General features: G+C 69.3%; 19 protein-coding genes and 2 tRNA genes. 4 read left to right on the top strand and 17 right to left on the bottom strand.

Annotated elements, in window-relative coordinates:
- Positions 1 to 6: 6 nt before the first annotated feature.
- The 9 genes from rodA to ACZ67Q_RS34520 all read right to left on the bottom strand — a co-directional run bounded on the left by rodA (position 7) and on the right by ACZ67Q_RS34520 (position 11,998).
- Positions 7 to 1,203: a rod shape-determining protein RodA gene (gene rodA / locus ACZ67Q_RS34480; RefSeq protein ID WP_471190260.1), complete on the bottom strand. Its 1,197-nt coding sequence runs from the start codon at positions 1,201 to 1,203 to the stop codon at positions 7 to 9.
- On the bottom strand, positions 1,200 to 3,452 hold the full coding sequence (mrdA, locus tag ACZ67Q_RS34485; RefSeq protein WP_471190262.1) for a penicillin-binding protein 2: 2,253 nt from the start codon (positions 3,450 to 3,452) through the stop codon (positions 1,200 to 1,202). The genes rodA and mrdA overlap by 4 nt, the downstream gene beginning before the upstream one ends.
- Positions 3,453 to 3,595: 143 nt before the next feature.
- Positions 3,596 to 4,267 (bottom strand): rod shape-determining protein MreD, encoded by a 672-nt coding sequence (mreD, locus tag ACZ67Q_RS34490; protein WP_471190264.1) that lies wholly within the window; start codon positions 4,265 to 4,267, stop codon positions 3,596 to 3,598.
- Between the two features lie 13 nt (positions 4,268 to 4,280).
- Entirely contained in the window at positions 4,281 to 5,327 is a 1,047-nt protein-coding gene (gene mreC, locus ACZ67Q_RS34495) for a rod shape-determining protein MreC (protein WP_471190266.1), read from the bottom strand.
- Between the two features lie 154 nt (positions 5,328 to 5,481).
- On the bottom strand, positions 5,482 to 6,501 hold the full coding sequence (locus ACZ67Q_RS34500) for a rod shape-determining protein (protein ID WP_103782377.1): 1,020 nt from the start codon (positions 6,499 to 6,501) through the stop codon (positions 5,482 to 5,484).
- Positions 6,502 to 6,814: 313 nt separating this feature from the next.
- On the bottom strand, positions 6,815 to 7,228 hold the full coding sequence (ndk, locus tag ACZ67Q_RS34505; RefSeq protein WP_471190269.1) for a nucleoside-diphosphate kinase: 414 nt from the start codon (positions 7,226 to 7,228) through the stop codon (positions 6,815 to 6,817).
- Positions 7,229 to 7,294: 66 nt separating this feature from the next.
- Entirely contained in the window at positions 7,295 to 7,660 is a 366-nt protein-coding gene (locus ACZ67Q_RS34510) for a DUF4233 domain-containing protein (RefSeq protein ID WP_391676915.1), read from the bottom strand.
- Positions 7,661 to 7,663: 3 nt separating this feature from the next.
- Positions 7,664 to 9,178 carry a bifunctional tetrahydrofolate synthase/dihydrofolate synthase gene (folC, locus tag ACZ67Q_RS34515; protein WP_471190272.1) on the bottom strand — a complete coding sequence of 505 codons (1,515 nt, stop codon included), beginning with the start codon at positions 9,176 to 9,178 and terminating at the stop codon, positions 7,664 to 7,666.
- A gap of 195 nt (positions 9,179 to 9,373) precedes the next feature.
- Positions 9,374 to 11,998: a valine--tRNA ligase gene (locus ACZ67Q_RS34520; protein WP_471190274.1), complete on the bottom strand. Its 2,625-nt coding sequence runs from the start codon at positions 11,996 to 11,998 to the stop codon at positions 9,374 to 9,376.
- A 137-nt stretch (positions 11,999 to 12,135) separates the two neighbouring features.
- On the opposite strand from ACZ67Q_RS34520, the gene ACZ67Q_RS34525 reads away from it, so the two are divergent.
- Positions 12,136 to 13,092, top strand: coding sequence for a hypothetical protein (locus tag ACZ67Q_RS34525; protein WP_471190276.1), 957 nt, complete (start codon positions 12,136 to 12,138; stop codon positions 13,090 to 13,092).
- Positions 13,093 to 13,250: 158 nt separating this feature from the next.
- Positions 13,251 to 13,697: a hypothetical protein gene (locus ACZ67Q_RS34530; RefSeq protein ID WP_471190278.1), complete on the top strand. Its 447-nt coding sequence runs from the start codon at positions 13,251 to 13,253 to the stop codon at positions 13,695 to 13,697.
- 110 nt (positions 13,698 to 13,807) lie between these two features.
- On the opposite strand, the gene clpX is transcribed toward ACZ67Q_RS34530, so the two are convergent.
- From clpX to ACZ67Q_RS34555, 5 genes are all read right to left on the bottom strand, one after another.
- A complete protein-coding gene (clpX, locus tag ACZ67Q_RS34535) occupies positions 13,808 to 15,088 on the bottom strand; it encodes an ATP-dependent Clp protease ATP-binding subunit ClpX (RefSeq protein ID WP_471190280.1) in 1,281 nt (426 codons plus the stop codon).
- 191 nt (positions 15,089 to 15,279) lie between these two features.
- On the bottom strand, positions 15,280 to 15,960 hold the full coding sequence (locus ACZ67Q_RS34540) for an ATP-dependent Clp protease proteolytic subunit (RefSeq protein ID WP_471190282.1): 681 nt from the start codon (positions 15,958 to 15,960) through the stop codon (positions 15,280 to 15,282).
- Between the two features lie 109 nt (positions 15,961 to 16,069).
- Positions 16,070 to 16,684, bottom strand: coding sequence for an ATP-dependent Clp protease proteolytic subunit (locus ACZ67Q_RS34545; RefSeq protein ID WP_471190427.1), 615 nt, complete (start codon positions 16,682 to 16,684; stop codon positions 16,070 to 16,072).
- Positions 16,685 to 17,030: 346 nt separating this feature from the next.
- A complete protein-coding gene (tig, locus tag ACZ67Q_RS34550) occupies positions 17,031 to 18,416 on the bottom strand; it encodes a trigger factor (RefSeq protein WP_471190284.1) in 1,386 nt (461 codons plus the stop codon).
- Positions 18,417 to 18,644: 228 nt separating this feature from the next.
- Positions 18,645 to 18,721: transfer RNA gene (locus tag ACZ67Q_RS34555), tRNA-Pro, on the bottom strand.
- 190 nt (positions 18,722 to 18,911) lie between these two features.
- Between ACZ67Q_RS34555 and ACZ67Q_RS34560 the strand changes: the two genes are divergently transcribed.
- Positions 18,912 to 18,982, top strand: a tRNA-Gly gene (locus tag ACZ67Q_RS34560).
- Positions 18,983 to 19,052: 70 nt separating this feature from the next.
- On the opposite strand, the gene ACZ67Q_RS34565 is transcribed toward ACZ67Q_RS34560, so the two are convergent.
- Together ACZ67Q_RS34565 and ACZ67Q_RS34570 are read right to left on the bottom strand one after the other, a co-directional pair.
- A complete protein-coding gene (locus tag ACZ67Q_RS34565; protein ID WP_471190286.1) occupies positions 19,053 to 19,679 on the bottom strand; it encodes an RraA family protein in 627 nt (208 codons plus the stop codon).
- 68 nt (positions 19,680 to 19,747) lie between these two features.
- Positions 19,748 to 19,942 (bottom strand): hypothetical protein, encoded by a 195-nt coding sequence (locus ACZ67Q_RS34570; protein ID WP_471190288.1) that lies wholly within the window; start codon positions 19,940 to 19,942, stop codon positions 19,748 to 19,750.
- Positions 19,943 to 20,184: 242 nt separating this feature from the next.
- Between ACZ67Q_RS34570 and ACZ67Q_RS34575 the strand changes: the two genes are divergently transcribed.
- On the top strand, positions 20,185 to 21,246 hold the full coding sequence (locus ACZ67Q_RS34575) for an acyltransferase family protein (protein ID WP_471190290.1): 1,062 nt from the start codon (positions 20,185 to 20,187) through the stop codon (positions 21,244 to 21,246).
- On the opposite strand, the gene ACZ67Q_RS34580 is transcribed toward ACZ67Q_RS34575, so the two are convergent.
- A complete protein-coding gene (locus ACZ67Q_RS34580; protein ID WP_471190292.1) occupies positions 21,243 to 21,761 on the bottom strand; it encodes an HD domain-containing protein in 519 nt (172 codons plus the stop codon). The genes ACZ67Q_RS34575 and ACZ67Q_RS34580 overlap by 4 nt on opposite strands.

Here is a 21,761-nt window from a genome sequence, read left to right on the forward strand (position 1 = left end):
TCCCGCTCACGCCGACAGTGGCCTTTGTACCTTTATCGACTGCAGCAGCCCGATCGCCATCCACACCGCGAACATCGACGATCCGCCGTAGGAGACGAACGGCAGGGGCAGGCCGGTGACCGGCATGATGCCGAGGGTCATGCCGATGTTCTCGAACGCCTGGAAGGCGAACCAGGCGACGATCCCGGCGGCGACGATCGTGCTGTACAGCTCCGTGGTCTCGCGGGCGATGCGGCAGGCCCGCCACAGCACCACACCGAGCAGGAGGATGATGAGCCCGGCGCCGACGAAGCCCAGTTCCTCACCGGCGACGGTGAAGACGAAGTCCGTCTGCTGCTCGGGCACGAACTGCCCGGTGGTCTGCGAACCGTGGAACAGCCCGGCGCCGGTCAGGCCGCCGGAGCCGATCGCGATGCGGGCCTGGTTGGTGTTGTAACCGACGCCCGCGGGGTCCAGGTCGGGGTTGGCGAACGCGGCGAAGCGGTTGATCTGGTACTCGTCGAGGATGTGCAGCTGCCAGATGGCGACGCAGCCGATCGCTCCGGCGATGAGCAGGCCGAAGACCCAGCGGTTGGAGGCGCCGGAGGCGAGCAGCACGCCGAGGATGATGGCCACCATGGCCAGCACCGAGCCGAGGTCGGGCATCAGCAGCAGGATCAGGCACGGCACCGCCGCCAGCCCCAGGGCCTGGGCGACGGTCCGGTGGTCGGGGTAGAGCTTGTCGCCCGCGTCGACCCGCGCGGCCAGCAGCATCGCCATGCCCAGGATGATCGTGACCTTGAGGAACTCGGCGGGCTGGACCGAGAAGCCGCCGATGACGAGCCAGTTGCGCTGGCCGTTGATCGTCGCGCCGAGCGGGGTGAGGACCACCAGGGCCAGCAGCACGGACAGGCCGTAGAGGACCGGCACGGCATTGCGCAGGGCGCGGTGACCGAGCCAGAGCGTGGCGATCATCAGGGCGAGCCCGATGCCGAGGTTCATCAGGTGCCGCAGCAGGAAGAAGTACGGGTCGCCCTGGTTCAGCTCGGTGCGGTTGCGGGTCGCCGAGTACACCAGCAGCGAGCCCAGCAGGGACAGCGCCAGCGCGGCGAGCAGGATCGGCCAGTCGAGCCGTCGGGTGAGCGAGTCGCGGGCGAAGATCCTGGTCCAGCCGGCCCGCTCCGGGCCGTAGCCGGAGACGGAGAAGCTGTTCACGCCGGTCATCGGGGCATCCTCCGGCTTCCCCGCCTGCGCGGCCGTCTGCGGGTGTTGCGGTTGCCGCCGGTGGTCGGTGAGGCCGTGGCGGCGGGCTGCTGGTCGTCACCGTTGGTCGGGTTGTTCTTCTGGGCGTTCTCGGCGTCCCTGGCGGGGTCGCCGCTGATCTTCGGGGCGGCGATGGTGCCGTCCGTGCGGACCTTGGGCAGGCCCTTCTGCGGCTGGGGCAGCAGCGCCTTCCTGTTGTCGATGGAGCCGTCGCCCTGGACGCCGTAGAGCGCGCTGTAGATGTTGCGCACCGCCTCACCGGAGGCGCCCGAACCCGTACCGGCCTGGGCGATCGTCATGATCACCGTGTAGTCCTTGGAGTAGGTGGCGAGCCAGGACGTGGTCTGCTTGCCGTAGACCTCCGCGGTACCGGTCTTGCCGTGCAGCGCGATCTTGTCCTGCGGCCAGCCGCCGAACTTCCAGGCGGCCGTACCGCGGGTGATGACGCCCGCGAAGGCGTCGTCCATGCCCTTGAGGGTGGCCTGGCTGACCGGCAGCCGGCCGCGCACCGTCGGTTTGATCTCCCGCACGCTCTTGCCGTCCGGGCTGATGATCGCCTTGCCGATGGTCGGCTGGTACATGGTGCCGCCGTTGGCGACGGCGCCGTAGATCACGGCCTCCTGGATCGGCGTGACGAGCGTGTCGCCCTGGCCGATGGAGTAGTTGATCTCGTCGCCCTCGCGCATCTTGTTGCCTTCGAGGCAGTTCTCGTAGGCGATCTTCTCGACGTAGGTGCCGTCCTTCTTGCCGCTCTTGCACCAGGCGTCCTTGTTCGCCTGCCAGTAGGCGAGCTTCCACTGGCGGTCGGGGACGCGGCCGGTGACCTCGTTGGGAAGGTCGACACCGGTCTCCTTGCCGAGGCCGAACTGGTGGGCGGTCTTGAAGAACCAGTCCTTCGGCTGCCCCTTCTTGGGGTTGATGCCGCCGTCCTTCTTCCACTCCCGGTCCGCGAGGCCGTAGAAGACGGTGTCGCAGGAGACCTCGAGGGCGCGTCCGAGAGAGATGGGGCCGAAGCTCTCCCCCTCGAAGTTCTTGAAGACCTGGCCGCCCACCGAGTACGCGCTGGTGCAGGGGTAGCCGCCGTCCCACTCGTAACCGGCCTGCACGGCGGCCGCGGTGGAGACCACCTTGAACGTCGAGCCGGGCGCCGCCTGACCCTGTATGGCGCGGTTGAGCAGCGGGTAGTCGGAGTTCTTGCCGGTGAGGGCCTTGTAGTCCTTGCCGGAGATGCCGCCCACCCACACGTTGGGGTCGTAGGTCGGCGCGGAGGCCATGGCGACGATCCGGCCGGTCTTGGCCTCCATCACCACGACGGCACCGGAGTCGGCCTTGTAGTTCTCACCGGTGATCTTGTCGAACTGCTGGCGGGCGGTCTTCATCGCCTTGTCCAGTTCGTACTCGGCGACGCGCTGCACCCGGGAGTCGATGCTGGTGACGAGATTGGCGCCGGGCTCGGCGGCGTCGGACTGGGCCTTGCCGATGACCCGGCCGAGGTTGTCCACCTCGTAGCGGGTGACGCCGGCCTTGCCGCGCAGCGCCTTGTCGTACTGCCGCTCCAGGCCGGAGCGGCCGACCTGGTCGGAGCGCAGGAAGGGCGAGTCGGTGTCCTTGGCCTTCTGGATCTCGTCGTCGGTGACCGGGGAGAGGTAGCCGAGGACCTGCGCGGTGTTGGCCTTGCCGGGGGCCGGGTAGCGGCGCATGGCCTCGGGTTCGGCGCTGATGCCGGGGAAGTCCTCGGCGCGCTCGCGGATCTGCAGCGCCTGCTTGGGGGTGGCCTCGTCGGTGATCGGGATCGGCTGGTACGGCGAGCCGTTCCAGCACGGCTGGGGCGTCTTGGCGTCGCACAGCCGGACCTTCAGCATGACCTCCTGGGGGTCCATGCCGAGGACACCGGCGAGCTTGGTGAGCACCGCCTTGCCGTCGTCCTTCTGCTTCAGCAGGTCCGTGCGGGACGCGGAGACGACCAGCCGGGTCTCGTTGTCGGCGAGGGGCACGCCGCGGGCGTCCAGGATCGAGCCGCGCACGGCGGGCTCGACGACCTGCTGGACGTGGTTGCCGGACGCCTCCTTCTGGTACTCCGCGCCCTCGCGGATCTGGAGGTACCACAGGCGGCCGCCGAGCGTGCCGAGGAGGGAGAGGACGAGGATCTGGATGACGACGAGCCGGATCTGGACGCGGGGCGTCCGGCCGGTCTCCGGGATGTTGGTCACTGCGGCCGTCTCCCCCTTTCAGGACGCGTGCGGCTGGGCGTGTACGAGCGGTGTCCGGTTGCGTACGCCTGGTGAACGAACGGCTCCCGAACGCCGGTTCCGCGGACGTTCACCCATACCGGTGAACTTGAACTCCCCGTCGCTCACAGCCGCTTGACCCCCTTGATGCGTCCCGCGCGGGCCACCCGCGCCCGCGCCGCCTTCACCCGCAGCCCGCCCCGTTGACCGCCGATCTTCAGTCCGGTGCCGCCCGCGACCCAGCCGGAGGAGATGTCGGCGGCCTTCGCCGAGGAGCCGGACTCGGCGAGCGGGTCGTTGTCCGCGCGGCGGGCCAGCGCCATGACCCCGGGGACCACGAACGGCGCCAGCAGCAGGTCGTACAGGGCCGCCGTGAACAGCAGGCTGGGCAGGCCCACATGCCGGGCCGCGGTGTCGCCGACGAGGGCGCCCACCCCTGCGTACAGCAGGGTCGAGCCGATCGCGGCCGCGACCACCGTGACCATCGGGCCGGTCGCCGACTTCAGCCGGCCGTTGTCCGGCTTCATCAGCCCGGCGGCGTACCCGGTCACGCACAGCACCAGGGCGTAGCGGCCGGCGGCGTGGTCGGCGGGCGGGGCGAGGTCGGCGAGCAGGCCGGCGCCGAAACCGATGAGGGCGCCGCCGACATGGCCGTAGACCAGGGCGAGGCCGAGGACGGTCAGCAGCAGCAGGTCGGGGACGGCTCCCGGCAGGTGCAGTCGGGCGAGGACGCTCACCTGGACGACCAGGGCGACGACGATCAGCGCCGTGGAGAGCAGGATCCGGTTGACGCGCATGGAATGTCAGCTCCTACTGCAGCTCTTGCTGGCCGTCTTGGGTCTGCCCGCCGCCTGACGGTGGTCCGGTCTGGAGGTCGGTGGCCGGCTGCTCGCTCAGCTGGGGCTGCGGCTGCTGCCCGTTCTGCTGCTGCCCGTCACTCGGCGCGGTCGCGCCCGGGGTGACCGTGACGGTGACCGTCGGCGTGGGCACCGGCTTCGGCTTGGCCGGCAGCACGGTGTCGCGCGGGTCCGTCTTCGGCGCCTCGACCACCACGCCGACGATGTCGAGCTTGGTGAAGCCGACGAACGGCGTCACGTACAGCGTCCGGGTCAGCCCGCCGCCGGAGGGGTCGACGCGGGAGACGACACCGACCGGCACGCCGGGCACGAACGGCTTGTCGGCCTGCGAGCCGAAGGTGACCAGCCGGTCGCCCTTCTTCACCTCGGCCTTGCCGTTGAGCAGCTCCACGCGCAGCGGCCGGTCGCCCTGACCGGAGGCGAAGCCCAGTTCGTCGCTGCCCTCCATCCGGGTGCCGACGGTGAAGTCGGGGTCGTTGGCGAGCAGCACGGTGGAGGTGTTCGGGCCCACGGTGGTGACCCGGCCGACCAGGCCCTCACCGTTGAGCACGGTCATGTCGCGCCGGATGCCGTCGTTGGCACCGACGTCGATGGTGATGGTCCAGGAGAAGCCCTGTGCCGCCCCTATGGCGATGACCTCGGCGCCCTTGATGCCGTACTGCCCGGCGCCGGCCACCTTCAGCATCTTGTCCAGCTGCCTGAGCCGGCTGCGGTTGCGGTCGTCGCTGCCCAGCTTGGCCTTGAGGGCCGCGTTCTCCTTCTCCAGCGCGGCGAGCCGGTCGTGCCGCTCCCCGGAGTCGCGGACCGCCTCGACCGCGTTGCCGACCGGGTTCACCGCCGACGCCACGCCGTTCTCGATCGGACCGAAGGCCGCGGCCGCGGCCTGCCGGGCACCGTCGACCGGGGAGTCCTCACCGCCGCGGATGTCCACCGTGATCAGCGCGAACGCGATGGCGATCAGCAGCACCAGGAGAAGCCGGCTCTCTCGTGTGTCCCTCACGTGCGGCGGCCGTGCCCTTCCTCATTGGAATGTGTGCAGGGGTCGGATGCGAGTGTTCACCTGTGCGGAGGCGTATGGCGGAGCTTATGCCTCCATATCAACGATCCGCCGTACGAGAGGAGATCATCTCGTACGGCGGAATCGAAGCGTTACGTCATCGGCGCGGCGCGGCGTCCAGAACCTGCTGGAGCGCCTCGAACTCCTCGACGCACTTGCCGGAGCCCAGCGCCACGCTGTCCAGCGGGTCCTCGGCGATGTGGATCGGCATGCCGGTCTCACGGCGCAGCCGCTCGTCCAGGCCGCGCAGCAGCGCGCCGCCACCGGTCAGGACGATGCCGCGGTCCATGATGTCACCGCTCAGCTCCGGCGGGCACTTGTCGAGGGTCGTCTTGACCGCGTCGACGATCGCGTTGACGGGCTCCTCGATCGCCTTGCGCACTTCGGCGGCGGAGATGACGACGGTCTTGGGCAGCCCGGAGACGAGGTCCCGGCCGCGGATTTCGGTGTGCTCGTCGGTGTCGAGGTCGTACGCCGAGCCGATCGTGATCTTGATCTGCTCGGCCGTCCGCTCACCCAGCAGAAGGCTGTACTCCTTCTTCACGTGCTGGATGATCGCGTTGTCCAGCTCGTCGCCCGCGACGCGGATGGACTGCGCGGTGACGATGCCGCCGAGCGAGATGACCGCGACCTCCGTGGTGCCGCCGCCGATGTCCACCACCATGTTGCCCGTGGCCTCGTGGACCGGCAGGCCGGAACCGATGGCCGCGGCCATGGGCTCCTCGATGATGTGCACCTGGCGGGCGCCGGCCTGGGTCGACGCCTCGATGACCGCGCGGCGCTCGACGCCGGTGATGCCCGAGGGCACACAGACGACGACCCGCGGCCGAGCCAGATAACGCCGCTTGTGGATCTTCAGGATGAAGTAGCGGAGCATCCGCTCGGTGATCTCGAAGTCGGCGATCACGCCGTCCTTGAGGGGACGGACGGCAACGATGTTGCCGGGCGTGCGCCCGATCATCTTCTTCGCTTCGGCGCCGACCGCGAGGATGCCACCGGTGTTGGTGTTGATCGCGACGACGGACGGCTCGTTGAGTACGATCCCACGACCCCTGACGTACACCAGCGTGTTGGCGGTCCCGAGGTCGACAGCCATGTCACGGCCGATGAACGACATTGAGTTCCCCATGAGGATTCGTCTGGCCTTCCCACGAGCTTTTGAGGGCTTTTCAGGTAGGCGAGGTGGGTGCTGTGACGTGAAGGCTTCCATCGTAAACGCGCCTGCACGAACACGGCGTGAGGGTCTTCGCCATTGTCATCAGATGCGACGGCGCCCCGCTTGGTGAGACGTGCCATCGGGGGCATCCGTTCCCCCGATCGGCCCGGCATATGCCAAAGGACGGCCGAAATCGTACGGCCGTCCCAGGTCAGCTACGGGGAGTGAACTGACGGTGTATCAGAAAAATCCCCGGAACATCCTCGCGGGCGTCTCAGGCACGGCCCGGGAAGAAGATCTTCACCTCGCGCTCGGCGGACTCCTCGGAGTCGGACGCGTGGATCAGGTTCTCCCGCACGATCACACCGAAGTCACCCCGGATGGAGCCGGGCGCCGCGGCGATCGGGTCCGTCGGACCCGCCAGCCGGCGCAGCCCCTCGATCACCCGCTCACCCTCGACGATCATCGCCACGACCGGACCGGACGCCATGAACTCGACCAGCGGCTCGTAGAACGGCTTGCCCTTGTGCTCGCCGTAGTGCTGCTCCAGCGTCTCGCTGTCCAGCGTGCGCAGCTCCAGCGCGGTGATCTGCCAGCCGGCCTTGCGCTCGATACGGCTGATGATCTCGCCGGTCAGGCCGCGACGGACGGCGTCGGGCTTGAGGAGGACGAGGGTGCGCTGGGTCACGGGGGGACTCCTTCTTCCTGCCAGGTGTGCGGTGGGACGAGATTACAGGGCGTGTCGTGGCGCCCGTCACGCAGCGTCAGCCGTGGAGGAGCCTCCCTGCGCGCCCTGCGCCGCGAATCTCGCCTTCGCCTCGTCCACCTTGCGCCCGAAGTGGACCGACGCCCACCACAGCGCCGCGAACACCGCACCCATGAAGAACATCAGCGGCACCACGAAACCGGCCGCGACCAGCGCGATCTGCAGCGCCCACCCGAGGGCGACGCCCCCGGGCCGGGTCACCATGCCGCACAGCAGCACGCAGAGCAGCATCGCGATGCCGCACACCGTCCACACCGTGCCTGTGGTGAGGTCCGGGTCCTTCATCGCGACCAGACCGGCGAAGCCGATGATGAAGAACTCACCGATCAGCGTCGAGGAACACAGCGTCCGCATGACTCACGCACTCTTCCCGAGAAGCAGCCGGGCCTCGCCGACCGTGATGACGGAACCGGTCACGAGCACGCCACCGCCCGCGAACTCACCCTCCTCCTCGGCGAGCGTGATCGCGGCCTCCAGCGCGTCCGGCAGGCGCGGCTCGACCTGCACCCGCTCCTCGCCGAACACCTCCACCGCGATGCCCGCCAGCTCGTCGGCGTCCATCGCCCGGTGGCTGGAGTTCTGCGTGACCACGACCTCCGCGAAGACCGGCTCGAACGCCTCCAGCAGCCCGCGCACGTTCTTGTCACCGCTCGCGCCGACGACCCCGATCAGCCGGCTGAACTGGAACGCCTCCCCGATCGCCTCCGCCGTCACCCGCGCGCCCGCCGGGTTGTGCGCGGCGTCCAGCACCACGGTCGGCGAGCGGCGTACGACCTCCAGGCGGCCCGGCGAGGCCACCGCCGCGAACGCCTTGCGCACCGTGTCCGCGTCCAGCTGCTCCTGGCGCTGCGCGCCCACGCCGAAGAACGCCTCCACGGCGGCCAGCGCCACCGCAGCGTTGTGCGCCTGGTGCGCGCCGTGCAGCGGGAGGTAGATGTCGGTGTACTCGCCGCCCAGGCCGCGCAGTGTGAGCAGCTGCCCGCCGACGGCGACCTGCCGGGCGACGACGCCGAACTCCAGGCCCTCACGGGCCACGGTCGCGTCCACCTCCACGGCCTTCTTCAGCAGCACCTGCGCCGCGTCCACCGGCTGCTGCGCCAGGATCACGGTCGCGCCCTGCTTGATGATCCCGGACTTCTCGCCCGCGATCTCGCCCGGCGTCTCGCCGAGCCGGTCGGTGTGGTCCAGGTCGATCGGGGTGACGACGGCGACGTCACCGTCGATCACGTTCGTCGCGTCCCAGGAGCCGCCCATGCCGACCTCGACGACCGCCACGTCCACGGGCGCGTCGGCGAAGGCGGCGTACGCCATGCCGGTGAGCACCTCGAAGAAGGACAGCCGGTACTCCTGCTGTCTGTCGACCATCTCGACGTACGGCTTGATGTCCTGGTACGTCTCGACGAACCGCTCGGCGGAGATCGGCGCGCCGTCCAGGCTGATCCGCTCGGTGATCGACTGCACGTGCGGACTGGTGTAGCGGCCGGTGCGCAGCTCGAAGGCGCCGAGCAGCGCCTCGATCATCCGGGCGGTGGAGGTCTTGCCGTTGGTCCCCGTGATGTGGATCGAGGGGTACGAGCGCTGGGGCTCGCCCAGGACGTCCATCAGGGCGGAGATGCGGGCGACCGACGGCTCCAGCTTGGTCTCGCCCCAGCGGGTGGCCAGCTCGGCCTCGACCTCGCGCAGCGCCTTGTCGACCTCGGGGTCCTCGGGGCGGGCCGGGACGTCTGCCTCCGGCGGGCCTCCCTGGGTGCGCAGGGTGCGGCTGCCGGCCTCGATGACCGCGAGGTCGGGGTCGCGGGTGGTCTCGGCTTCGATGATCTCGTCGAAGTCGTCGAGGGGGTCGGGCTGGTCGTTGCCGGGGATATCGCTCACGGGGTCAGTTTACGGAGCGGCGGTGACAAAGCGTGCGGTGGCTTGGTGTGCGGCCCGCCTACGGAGTGGGCCGGCCGGTGACCTCATGCGGCTGCGGGTCGTCCGTGGCTGGTCGCGCAGTTCCCCGCGCCCCTGAAGTTGGCGAAGGCCCCCGGCGCCGACATGCACCGGGGGCCTTCGCCTGCGTCCGAACACCTACGCCTGCGGCAGCTTCTCCAGCTGAGCCTGGATGCGGGTGATGTCCTCCTCCGCCTTGGCCAGGCGGCCGCGGATCTTGTCCACCACGTTGTCCGGGGCCTTGGCCAGGAACGCCTCGTTGCCGAGCTTGGCCGTGGCCTGGGCCTTCTCCTTCTCGGCCGCCGCCAGGTCCTTCGCCAGGCGCTTGCGCTCCGCCGCCACGTCGATCGCGCCGGACAGGTCGAGCGCGACCTCCACGCCCGCGACCGGCAGGGTCGCCGTGGCGGTGAAGTTCTCGCCCTCCGGCTGCAGGCGCAGCAGCTGGCGGATGGCCGCCTCGTGCGCCCCGAGCGGCGAGCCGTCGAGGCCGAGGCGGGCCGGGACGCGCTGGCCGGGCTGCAGGCCCTGGTCGGCGCGGAAGCGGCGGACCTCGGTGATGACCTGCTGGAGGGTCTCGATCTCCCGCTCCGCGTCGGCGTCGCGGAAGCCGCTGTCGGCCGGCCAGTCGGCGATGACCACGGACTCGCCGCCGGTCAGCGTCGTCCACAGGGTCTCCGTGACGAACGGGACCACCGGGTGCAGCAGCTTCAGGGTGACGTCGAGGACCTCGCCCAGGACGCGCTTGCTGACCTCGGCCGCCTCGCCGCCGGCCATGAACGTCGTCTTGGACAGCTCGACGTACCAGTCGAAGACCTCGTCCCACGCGAAGTGGAACAGCGTGTCGGACAGCTTCGCGAACTGGTAGTCGTCGTAGTAGGCGTCCACCTCGGCGACGACCGAGTTCAGGCGGGAGAGGATCCACCGGTCGGTCGGGGACATCTTCGACGCGTCCGGCAGGGGGCCGTCCACGGTCGCGCCGTTCATCAGCGCGAAGCGGGTGGCGTTCCAGATCTTGTTGGCGAAGTTGCGCGAGCCCTGGACCCAGTCCTCGCCGATCGGCACGTCGACGCCCGGGTTGGCGCCGCGCGCGAGGGTGAAGCGCAGGGCGTCGGAGCCGTACTTGTCCATCCAGTCCAGCGGGTTGACCGCGTTGCCGAAGGACTTCGACATCTTCTTGCCGAACTGGTCGCGGACCATGCCGTGCAGGGCGATGGTGTGGAACGGCGGGGTGCCGTCCATCGCGTACAGACCGAACATCATCATCCGGGCGACCCAGAAGAAGAGGATGTCGTAGCCGGTGACCAGGACGGAGTTCGGGTAGAACTTCGCGAGCGACTCGGTCTGCTCGGGCCAGCCGAGCGTGGAGAACGGCCACAGGCCGGAGGAGAACCAGGTGTCGAGGACGTCGGTCTCCTGGTGCCAGCCCTCGCCGGCGGGCGGCTGCTCGTCGGGTCCGACGCAGACGACCTCGCCGTCGGGGCCGTACCAGACCGGGATGCGGTGGCCCCACCACAGCTGGCGCGAGATGCACCAGTCGTGGAGGTTGTCGACCCAGTCGAAGTACCGCTTCTCCATCTCCTGCGGGTGGATCTTGACCTTGCCCTCGCGGACCGCGTCACCGGCGGCCTTGGCGAGCGGGCCGACCTTGACCCACCACTGCATGGACAGGCGCGGCTCGATGGTGGTCTTGCAGCGCGAGCAGTGGCCGACGGAGTGGACGTAGGGGCGCTTCTCGGCGACGATCCGGCCGTCGGCGCGCAGCGCGGCGACGATGGCGGAGCGTGCCTCCAGGCGGTCCAGGCCCTGGAAGGGGCCGTGGGCGGTGATCACGGCGTGCTCGTCCATGATCGCGATCGCCGGGAGGTCGTGGCGCTGGCCGATCTCGAAGTCGTTCGGGTCGTGCGCGGGGGTGACCTTGACGGCGCCGGTGCCGAACTCGGGGTCGACGTGCTCGTCGGCGACGACGGGGATACGGCGGCCGGTGAGCGGCAGCTCGATCTCGCGCCCGACGAGGTGCTTGTACCGCTCGTCATCGGGGTGGACGGCGACGGCGGTGTCGCCGAGCATGGTCTCCGCGCGGGTCGTGGCGACGACGATCGCGTCGTCACCGTCGCCGTACTTGATGGAGACGAGCTCGCCGTCGTCGTCCTGGTACTCGACCTCGATGTCGGAGATCGCGGTCAGGCAGCGCGGGCACCAGTTGATGATGCGCTCGGCGCGGTAGATCAGCTCGTCGTCGTAGAGCTTCTTGAAGATCGTCTGGACGGCCTGGGAGAGGCCCTCGTCCATGGTGAAGCGCTCGCGGGACCAGGCGACGCCGTCGCCGAGGCGGCGCATCTGGCCGCTGATCTGGCCGCCGGACTCGCCCTTCCACTGCCAGACGCGCTCGACGAAGGCCTCGCGGCCGAGGTCGTGGCGGGACTTGCCCTCCTTGCCCAGCTCGCGCTCGACGACGTTCTGCGTGGCGATGCCGGCGTGGTCCATGCCGGGCTGCCACAGCGTCTCGTAGCCCTGCATCCGCTTGCGGCGGGTGAGGGCGTCGATGAGCGTGTGCTCGAAGGCGTGGCCCAGGTGCAGGCTGCCGGTGACGTTCGGCGGCGGGATGACGATCGTGTACGGCGGCTTGTCGCTCGCCGCGTCCGCCTCGAAGTAACCGCGCTCTACCCAGCGCTCGTACAGCGGCCCCTCTACATCGGCCGGCGCGTACTGGGTCGGCAGTTCGGTGGTGGGCGCTGGTGGCTGCTGCTGAGCGTTGTCGGTCACGGCGCTCAGTTTAGAGGCGTCACGGCCCTGTCCCGAAACGCGATTCTTCTGTAACGGTCCGTACCCCGGTGGGGTGCCGTGCGGGGGGCTCGGCCAGGATGTCGGATACGCATAAGCATCTGGAGGGGAACCCCGTCATGAGCTACAACCAGCCGGGCCCGTACGGCGGGCAGCCGCAGCAGCCCGGGCCGTACGGTCAGCCGGGTCCCTACGGCCAGCCCGGCCCGTACGGCCAGCAGCCGCAGGCTCCGCAGCCCGGCTACGGCTACCCCCAGCAGCCGCCCGCCCCACAGCCGGGCTACGGCTACCCCCAGCAGGGAGTGCCGCCCCAGCCGGCCCCGTACGGCCAGCCCGCCCCCTACGGCCAGCAGGCGCCGTACGGCCAGCAGCCGTACGGCACCATGCCGCAGCCCCCGGCGGCCGGCGGCGGCAAGAAGAAGACGGGCCTGATCATCGGCACGGTCGCGGTCGTCGCGGCCCTCGCGGTGGGCGGCTACTTCGTCCTGGCGGGGGGCGGCGGAGGCGGCCTGAGCGACGACGGCCCGCACAAACTGACGACGCCGGCGACGGTGCTCGGCAACTACAAGCGCGTGGGCGAGAACAGGGAGCCCGAGGACGCGTCGTCGAGCGACGCCAAGGATCTGGCCAAGGGTGGTGTCACCAACGCCAAGGGCGTCAGCGCCATGTTCTCCACGGTCGACATCACCAACCCCGACGTCCTCAAGGACCCGACTGCCATTGCCACGTCCAAGGCCGTGACGTTCGCGGGTCTCTACGGCAAGGTGCAGGATCCGGAGAAGGCGATCGACACGGCCTTCGCCAGCATGAAGAGCGACCCGGACAGCAAACTGACGTTCGTCGGCAGCACGGAGTCCGTGACACCGGACGGGCTTGATGGTGCCGTGATGAAGTGCCAGCAGGCCCAGGGCAAGAACGAGGCCACCGGCGCCACCGACACCCAGTACATCTGCATGTGGGCCGATTACAGCACGATCGGTATGGCCGTGCCCGCCGCCGGCGGCAAGGGCGTCGACCTCACCACCTCGGCCCAGGTGACCGCCGACCTGCGCAAGGATGTCCGCGTGAAGGTCTGATCGACCGCCATTACTGCAGCATCGGGGGCAGCCGCATGGCTGCCCCCCCATACCGGCAAGCGGCCTGAATTGGCTGCTTTATGGCGTAAATTCACGCCATAGTGCATGTGCTTTGATTTATAGCATGAACACACTAATCGATCAGGAAGGTGTGTTCCGTGCGTAAACTGCACTCCCTGCTCATCGCAGGTTCCGTTGCAGCTCTCGCAATACCGCTCGCGGCAAGCCCGGCGGCCGCATATGAGGCAGCAAGCAGCTGCTACGTGCAAGCGGGAAGCATCGGGACCAATCCAAACGCCGGACGGGCCCTCGGCAGCTGGAACTGGTCTTCCGGCAACTCATTGACCGGAGTTCACCTCGAGGCCTCGGATCTCCGAGCAGACGGCTACACACCGGGGGTCCGGCTCGTCACCAAGCAGCGCGACGGCGATGTCCACTACTGGGCTCTGCACAAGGCCACGGGTGGTGCGGGAACAACTCTGTCCTGGAATACATCGGCAACGGATTCCCAGGGCATCGTGTCCGCCTGGGTCCAAGGAGAACTCCTCAGCGGGAACTCTCTGGTCGGGCTCTGCTACGGGGCAACGAAGGTGAATCCCGACTGAGATCCTGAGGCGACCGCAGACGCGGAGGGGGCCGACGATTCCTCGTCGGCCCCCTCCGCGTCTGGGTTCCTGCCCACCTCTTCTGCCGGCTGAGCGGAACCGGAAGAGAGCTACGCCGACTTCTGTTCGCCCGGGCCGCGGCCGCGGGCTTCCCTGGGGATCAGGGTGGGGTTGACGTTGGAGTGGACGACGTCGGCGGTGATGACGACGCGGGCCACGTCCTTGCGGGACGGGACCTCGTACATCACCGACATCAGGACCTCCTCCATGATGGCGCGCAGGCCGCGGGCGCCGGTCTGGCGGAGGATGGCCTGGTCGGCGATGGCCTCCAGCGCCTCGCGCTCGAAGTCCAGCTCCACGCCGTCGAGTTCGAAGAGGCGCTGGTACTGCTTCACCAGCGCGTTGCGCGGCTCGACGAGGATCTTCAGGAGCGCTTCGCGGTCGAGGTTGTGGACCGAGGTGATCACCGGCAGTCGGCCGATGAACTCCGGGATCATGCCGAACTTGACCAGGTCCTCCGGCATGACGTCCTCGAACTGGTCCTTGGACTCCAGCTCCCGCTTGGAGCGGATCGTCGCGCCGAAGCCGATGCCCTTGGCGCCGGCCCGGGACTCGATGATCTTCTCCAGGCCCGCGAAGGCGCCGCCCACGATGAACAGGACGTTCGTCGTGTCGATCTGGATGAACTCCTGGTGCGGGTGCTTGCGGCCGCCCTGCGGCGGGACCGAGGCCGTGGTGCCCTCGAGGATCTTCAGCAGGGCCTGCTGGACCCCCTCGCCGCTCACGTCACGCGTGATCGACGGGTTTTCGCTCTTCCGGGCGACCTTGTCGATCTCGTCGATGTAGATGATCCCGGTCTCGGCCTTCTTGACGTCGTAGTCGGCCGCCTGGATCAGCTTGAGCAGGATGTTCTCGACGTCCTCGCCGACATAGCCCGCCTCCGTCAGCGCGGTCGCGTCGGCGATCGCGAACGGGACGTTCAGCATGCGGGCCAGCGTCTGCGCGAGCAGCGTCTTGCCGGAGCCGGTGGGGCCCAGCAGCAGGATGTTGGACTTGGCCAGTTCGATGGCGTCCTCGCGGCTCCCGCCGTTCTCGCCGGCCTGGACCCGCTTGTAGTGGTTGTACACCGCGACGGAGAGGGCCTTCTTCGCCGCCTCCTGGCCGACCACGTACCCCTCGAGGAACTCGTAGATCTCGCGGGGCTTGGGGAGCTCCTCCCAGCGCACCTCGCTGGTCTCGGCGAGCTCCTCCTCGATGATCTCGTTGCAGAGATCGATGCACTCGTCGCAGATGTACACACCGGGGCCTGCGATGAGCTTCTTGACCTGCTTCTGGCTCTTGCCGCAGAACGAGCACTTGAGCAGATCGCCGCCGTCACCGATGCGTGCCACGGTGTGCTTCCCCTTCGCCTGGGAGTCGCCTGGACGTCAACGTCCAGTGGCTCCTGGTGCTGCCTTATGTCCGACGGTACCTTGCCGGGACCCCCGTTCGGGCCCCCCTTGGCACGGTTCGCTTCCACGGGAACCGTGCGCGTGCCATGCCAAGGGGCGGCAGACGATACAGGTCCGGTGACCGGTACGGGTCAGCGGACCGCCGCGTTGTTCATCTTCCGGGTGGAGATGATCTGGTCGATCAGGCCGTACTGGAGCGCGTCCTCGGCCGTGAGGATCTTGTCGCGCTCGATGTCCTCGCGGATCTTCTCGATCGGCGTGGTGGAGTGCTTGGCCAGCATCTCCTCCAGCTGCGAGCGCATCCGCAGGATCTCGTTCGCGGCGATCTCCAGGTCGGAGACCTGGCCGCGGCCGGTCTCACTGTAGGGCTGGTGGATCAGCACACGCGCGTTCGGCAGGGCCATGCGCTTGCCCGGCGTACCGGCGGCCAGCAGGATGGCCGCGGCGGAGGCCGCCTGGCCCATGCAGACCGTCTGGATGTCGGGCTTCACGAACTGCATCGTGTCGTAGATCGCGGTGAGCGCCGTGAAGGAGCCGCCGGGGCTGTTGATGTAGACCGAGATGTCCCGGTCGGGGTCCATCGACTCCAGGCACAGCAGCTGCGCCATGACGTCGTTGGCGGAGGCGTCGTCGATCTGGACGCCCAGGAAGATCACGCGCTCCTCGAAGAGCTTCGCGTACGGGTCGTACTCGCGGATGCCCTGGGAGGTGCGCTCGACGAAGCGCGGGATGACGTAGCGGGACTCGGCCGTGGGGCCGGTGTACTCGGCGCGCGTACGGTCGTAGATGCCGCTGCCGGGGAAGTCGTTCACGGTGTCTCCTGAAAGGGGCTGGGGCGGTGGCTGGGGCGGGCGTGGGGGCCGGTGGGCCCTGGGGGACCCTCGGCGCCGTACGGGCGTTGTACGGGCCTGTGGGGCCCGTTTACGAGTTCGTCGCCCCGGTACCGCCGCCGCCCGGCATGCCGGCGGCATGCGTCATGACGTCATCGATGAGGCCGTACTCCTTGGCCTCATGAGCGTCGAACCAGCGGTCGCGGTCCGAGTCACGGGTGATCTGCTCGACCGACTGGCCGGTGTGCAGCGCCGTGAGCTCGGCCATGCGCTTCTTGGTGTGCAGCAGCCGCTCCGCGTGGATCTTGATGTCGGAGGCCGAGCCGGCCAGACCGGCGGACGGCTGGTGGATCAGGATCTCGGCGTTCGGCAGCGCGAAGCGCTTGCCGGGGGTGCCGGCGCTGAGCAGGAACTGGCCCATCGAGGCCGCGAGGCCCATGGCGATGGTCACCACGTCGTTCTTGATGTACTGCATGGTGTCGTAGATCGCCATGCCGGCCGTGATCGAGCCGCCGGGGCTGTTGATGTACAGGTAGATGTCCTTGTCCGGGTCGGCGGCAAGGAGCAGCAGCTGTGCGGTGATCTTGTTGGCGATGTCGTCGTCGACCGGCTGGCCGAGGAAGATGATCCGCTCGTTGAGCAGCCGGTTGTAGACCTGGTCGCCGAGGCCACCACCGATGGAAGGCTCGCCGGCGGCTGAGGGCATCAGATTCGTCACGTATCCACCTGCTCGTCTTACGACGGCGCCGGGCCGTCTCACGTTTCCCTGCGGGGCTTGGAGCCGTTCGGGGACTCCACTGCCCTCGTATTCATGGACCCTAACGCGCGGGTCCCTTCGGGGAATCCCGGGAATGGGGGTGTTCGCCGGGGGCGTAGCGCGACGGCCTCCGGCGGATGGGCCGGATCGGTTCGTGGGGGTGGGCGAGGGCCGTCGTCGGGGTGCGGGTCGTATGTGGCTGGTCGCGCGGTTCCCCGCGCACCTGGGTAGGCGAACGGGCCCCGGGTCACGAGTGACCCGGGGCCCGTCCTGGGACCTACGAGGAGCCGTGGGCTCAGCCCTCGGTCTTCTCCTCGGCGGACTCGGTGGTCTCGGCGGCGGCCTCCGTGGCCTCCTCCTCGTCCTCCTCGTCGTCCAGGTCGATGACCTCGCCGTTGGTGTCCTTCACCGTGGCGGCCTCGACGACCAGGGCCAGGGCCTTGCCGCGGGCGACCTCGCCGACCAGCAGCGGAACCTGGCCGCCCTCGACGACGGCCTGGGCGAACTGGTCGGGCGACATGCCGGAGGAGGCGGCACGGCGCATGAGGTGCTCGGTGAGCTCCTCCTGGTTGACGTTGAGCTTCTCCCGCTTGGTGAGCTCGTCGAGCACGAACTGGGTCTTGATGCCCTTGATCGCGGCCTCGCGGGTCTCGGCGTCGAACTCCTCGGCGGTCTTGCCCTGGATCTCCAGGTACTTGTCGAGGGTCAGGCCCATCTGGCCGAGCTGGTGGTGCTCGAGGTTGTGCTTACGGGTGTTGACCTCGTCCTCGAGGAGCTTCTCGGGGACCGGCACCTCGACGAGCTCCAGCAGCTTGTCCAGGACGCGCTCCTGGGCCTGCGTGGCCTGGTCGAACTGCTTCATGTCGGCGAGGCGCTTGCGGCTGTCCGCCTTCAGCTCCTCCAGCGTGTCGAACTCGGAGGCGAGCTGCGCGAAGTCGTCGTCCAGCTCGGGCAGTTCGCGCTTGGCGACCTGGGTGACCTTGACGGTGACCTCGGCCTCCTTGCCGGCCGCGGAGCCGCCCTTCAGCTCGGAGGTGAAGGTGGCCTCCTCGCCCGCGGACAGGCCCTTGACGGCGTCGTCGATGCCGTCGAGCAGCTCGCCGGAGCCGATGGTGTAGGAGACGCCGTTGGCGACGCCGTCCTCGAGGACCTCGCCTTCGACCTTGGCCTCCAGGTCGACGGTCACGACGTCGCCGTCCTCGGCGGCGCGCTCCACCGGGGTGGTGGAGGCGAAGCGCTCACGCAGCTGCTCCACGGACTTCTCGACGTCCTCGTCGGTCACCTCGACGGCGTCGACCTCGACCTCGATGGACGAGAAGTCCTCGGGGAGCTCCAGGGCGGGACGGATGTCGACCTCGGCGGTGAAGTTCAGCGTCTCGCCGTCCTTCAGCTCGGTGATGTCGACCTCGGGCTGGCCCAGCACGGAGAGCTCGGCCTCGTTGACCGCCTCCGTGTAGAACTTCGGAAGCGCGTCGTTGACGGCCTCCTCGAGCACGGCGCCGCGACCGAACCGCTGGTCGATGACCCGGGCCGGGATCTTGCCCTTACGGAAGCCCTTCACCGTGACCTGCTGGTTGATCTTCTTGTACGCCGCGTCGAGGCTGTCCTTGAGCTCCTCGAAGGGCACCTCGACAGTGAGCCGAACCCGGGTCGGGTTCAGGGTCTCCACGGCGCTCTTCACGGTTCGGTCTCCTTGTGGCTGACTTCTCGGTTTCTACCGGGGCCAGAACGACTCCGGCGGATTTCGCCGCCCGGGAGAACTTCGGTGTGAGGCACACGGGCGCGCAGCTTGCATAGTAACCGCAGGCGCTGAACGGCCCAAAAGGCGATCACCCGCGTCGTCCCCCGGGTGATCGGCAGATTCCCGGGCGGCCGGTCGGAACAGGTGATCGTCCCAGGTTTCTGCTGGTGGTCGGGGTGGCGGGATTTGAACCCACGGCCTTCCGCTCCCAAAGCGGACGCGCTACCAAGCTGCGCCACACCCCGTCTGGTGCGACACGTAGGGTACATGCCCGCAGGCAGTACGGCCGCCGCATTGGCGGGGGCGTGCGGGGGCACCGGGTGCGCCGCGCCGCGCCGGAGGACGGCACACGTCACAGGGGGTGTGCGGCGAGGGGGGCCGACCCGCTACGATGCCTTGCAGTGCCGCGGCCCACTGGCCTGCGGCGCACTGTGTGCGGGCGTAGCTCAATGGTAGAGCCCCAGTCTTCCAAACTGGCTACGCGGGTTCGATTCCCGTCGCCCGCTCTGTACGACTCAGGCCCAGGTGAGGCGGGGTTTCCCCGCTCACCTGGGCCTGAGTCGTCCCCGGGGCCGGTCAGTCCTCGTAGCCGTGCTCGGCGAGGATCTTGTCGATGCGGGCGCGGTGGGACTCCTGCCAGGCGTCCAGGGACTGCCCGGCCTCCTCGGCCAGCCGGGCGCGGGCGGCCCGCAGCACCTCGTCCCGGCGTGCGCCGGGGACGACCACGACGCCCTCCTCGTCGGCTACGACGATGTCACCGGGGTGCACCTGGACGCCGCCGCAGCGCACCGGCACGTTCAGCGGCTCGACGGCCTTCTTGGTGCCGGGGATCGGGATGACGCCGCGGGCGAAGACGGGGAAGGCGAGCTGCCGCGCCTCGGCGACGTCGCGGATGACGCCGTCGAGGACGAAACCTGCGATGCCCCGGAGCCGGGCGACCGCGCAGACGTTGCCGCCGGCCAGGGCGTGGTCGACGTCGCCGGACTCCACCACGACGACCGAGCCGGGCGCGGCGCGGTGGATCGCGGCGTGCAGCATGAGGTTGTCGCCGGGGCGGCACCGCACGGTGAAGGCCGGACCGGCAAGGCGCGGCATCGGCGACCACAGGGGCCGTACGCCGATGTCCATGACCTGTTCCCGGCCGACGAGGTCGGCGAGGGTGGTCGGGGGGATGTCCGGGAAGCCGGTGGCGATGTCGGTCATCCGGTCAGCCTGCCCAGGACGTATCTCGACGTCAAGACACTTTCCCGGCGGCCCGGGCAGGCGCCCCCTCAGAAGTTGATCGAGTTGATCGTTTCCGCTATCGAGTTCAGGAAGCGGTTGATCGAGGGGGCCATTCCCGTGGAGGCGAGGAAGAAGCCGAAGAGGATGGCGACGATGGCGGGCCCGGCCTTGATCGAGCCTCCGCGGACCAGCACCACCAGGATCACCGCCAACAACAGCACCACAGACAGTGAAATGGCCACAACAGATCACACCCTCGGTCGGTCCGCTCTCCCGGCCCGGGGGTGTTACCCCGCACACCCCCGTCGGGAACCATCGTGCCACCAACCGCGCTACCCGGTGCGGTGCGTGACACACCGTCGGCCGGACCGGGGAGCGCGCGAACAGTCGTGCGCTGCCTGCCCATATGGGTTGTTTTGATGGCCATTATCCAGGACATATCGGACCGTTGGTGTGGCGCGGCAACCGCGTTAGGGTGCCTCGAATGGTCAAGCAGCGCGACGCCTTCTTCGACAACGCCAAATACCTGGCCATCGTGCTCGTCGCGATCGGGCACACCTGGGCGCAGATGATGGACGACAGCCGCGCGATGGAGAGCGCGTACCGAGTCGTGTACACGTTCCACATGCCGGCGTTCGTCGTCATCTCCGGCTACTTCTCGCGGAGTTTCGACCTGCGCCCGGAGCGGGTGAGGCGTCTGGTCGCCGGTGTCCTCGTGCCGTACGTCGTCTTCGAGACCGCGTACGAGCTGTTCAAGGACGTCGCCGACCGCCCGGACCCGGAGATCAGTCTGCTCGACCCCAGCTATCTGATGTGGTTCCTCGCCGCCCTGTTCATCTGGCGGCTCACCACGCCACTGTGGAAGGTGCTGCGCCGGCCGCTGCTGCCGGCCGTCGCCGTCGCCATGCTGGCGAGCGTGAGCCCCAGCATCGGCACGGACTTCGACCTCCAGCGCGTGCTGCAGTTCCTGCCGTACTTCGTGCTCGGGCTGTGTCTGAGGCCCGAGCACTTCCAGCTGGTGCGGCGCCGCTCGGTGCGGATCGCTGCGGTGCCGGTCGGCGCGGTGGCGCTCGCGGTCGCCTGGTGGTCGGTGCCGCGGATGAACGGCGGCTGGTTCTACCGCCAGTCGGCCGCGCAGGACCTCGGGGCGCCCTGGTGGTGCGGGCCGGTGATGACGCTTGCGTCGATCGGCTGCGCGCTCGTGCTGACGGCCTGCTTCTTCGCCTGGGTGCCGGGCCGCCGCCTGTGGTGCACGGCGCTCGGCGCGGGCACCATCACGGGCTATCTGCTGCACGGCTTCCTGGTGAAGTTCGCCGAGTACCGCGGCTGGTTCGACGCGCCCTGGGCGCACCGTCCGCTCGGTGCCGTCGCGGTGACCGTGCTCGCGGCCGCCGCCGTCACCCTGCTGTGCACCCCGCCGGTGCGGCGGGCCCTGCGGTCCGTGACGGAGCCGAGGATGGCGTGGGCGTTCCGGCCGGACCCCGCCGCCGAGGCCCGCGCCCGCGAGCACACGACGCCCCCGGCGCGCGAGCCGGTGAACGCCTAGCCCGGCTCGGGCAGTTCGGTCGACTCGGGCAGTCCGGGCAGTCCGGGCAGTCCGGGCACGGTGGTCGCCTGGACCGGCTCCGGCAGTCCCAGCAGGGCACGCATGCGGGCGTACTTGGCGGTCAGGCGGGCGCGGGTCGCCGGGTCCAGGGCGGCGAGGCGGGACGGGTCGGCGTTGTGCGCCAGGTCGGCCTCCTTGACCAGCAGCGCGCCGTCGGTGGCGAGGATGCGCCCGGCGTACTCCTGCGGGGACTCCCCCGCCCGCTTGGTCATGGCGCGCACGATGTCCTTCGTACGACCGCTCAGCGCGGCCTCGGACAGCCACTGCTCGCTCAGCGCGTCGTCCTCGACGGCGTCGTGCAGCCAGGCGGCCGCGATCTGCTCGCCGTCGCCGCCACGCGCGCGTACGCCCTCGGCGACCGCGTGCAGGTGCTCGGCGTAGGGCCGGCCCGCCTTGTCGGTCTGACCGGCGTGGGCGGCGCGGGCGAGGGCCTCGACTTCCGTCAGGGTGAGCAT

The organism is Streptomyces sp. NPDC036813 (assembly GCF_055609245.1).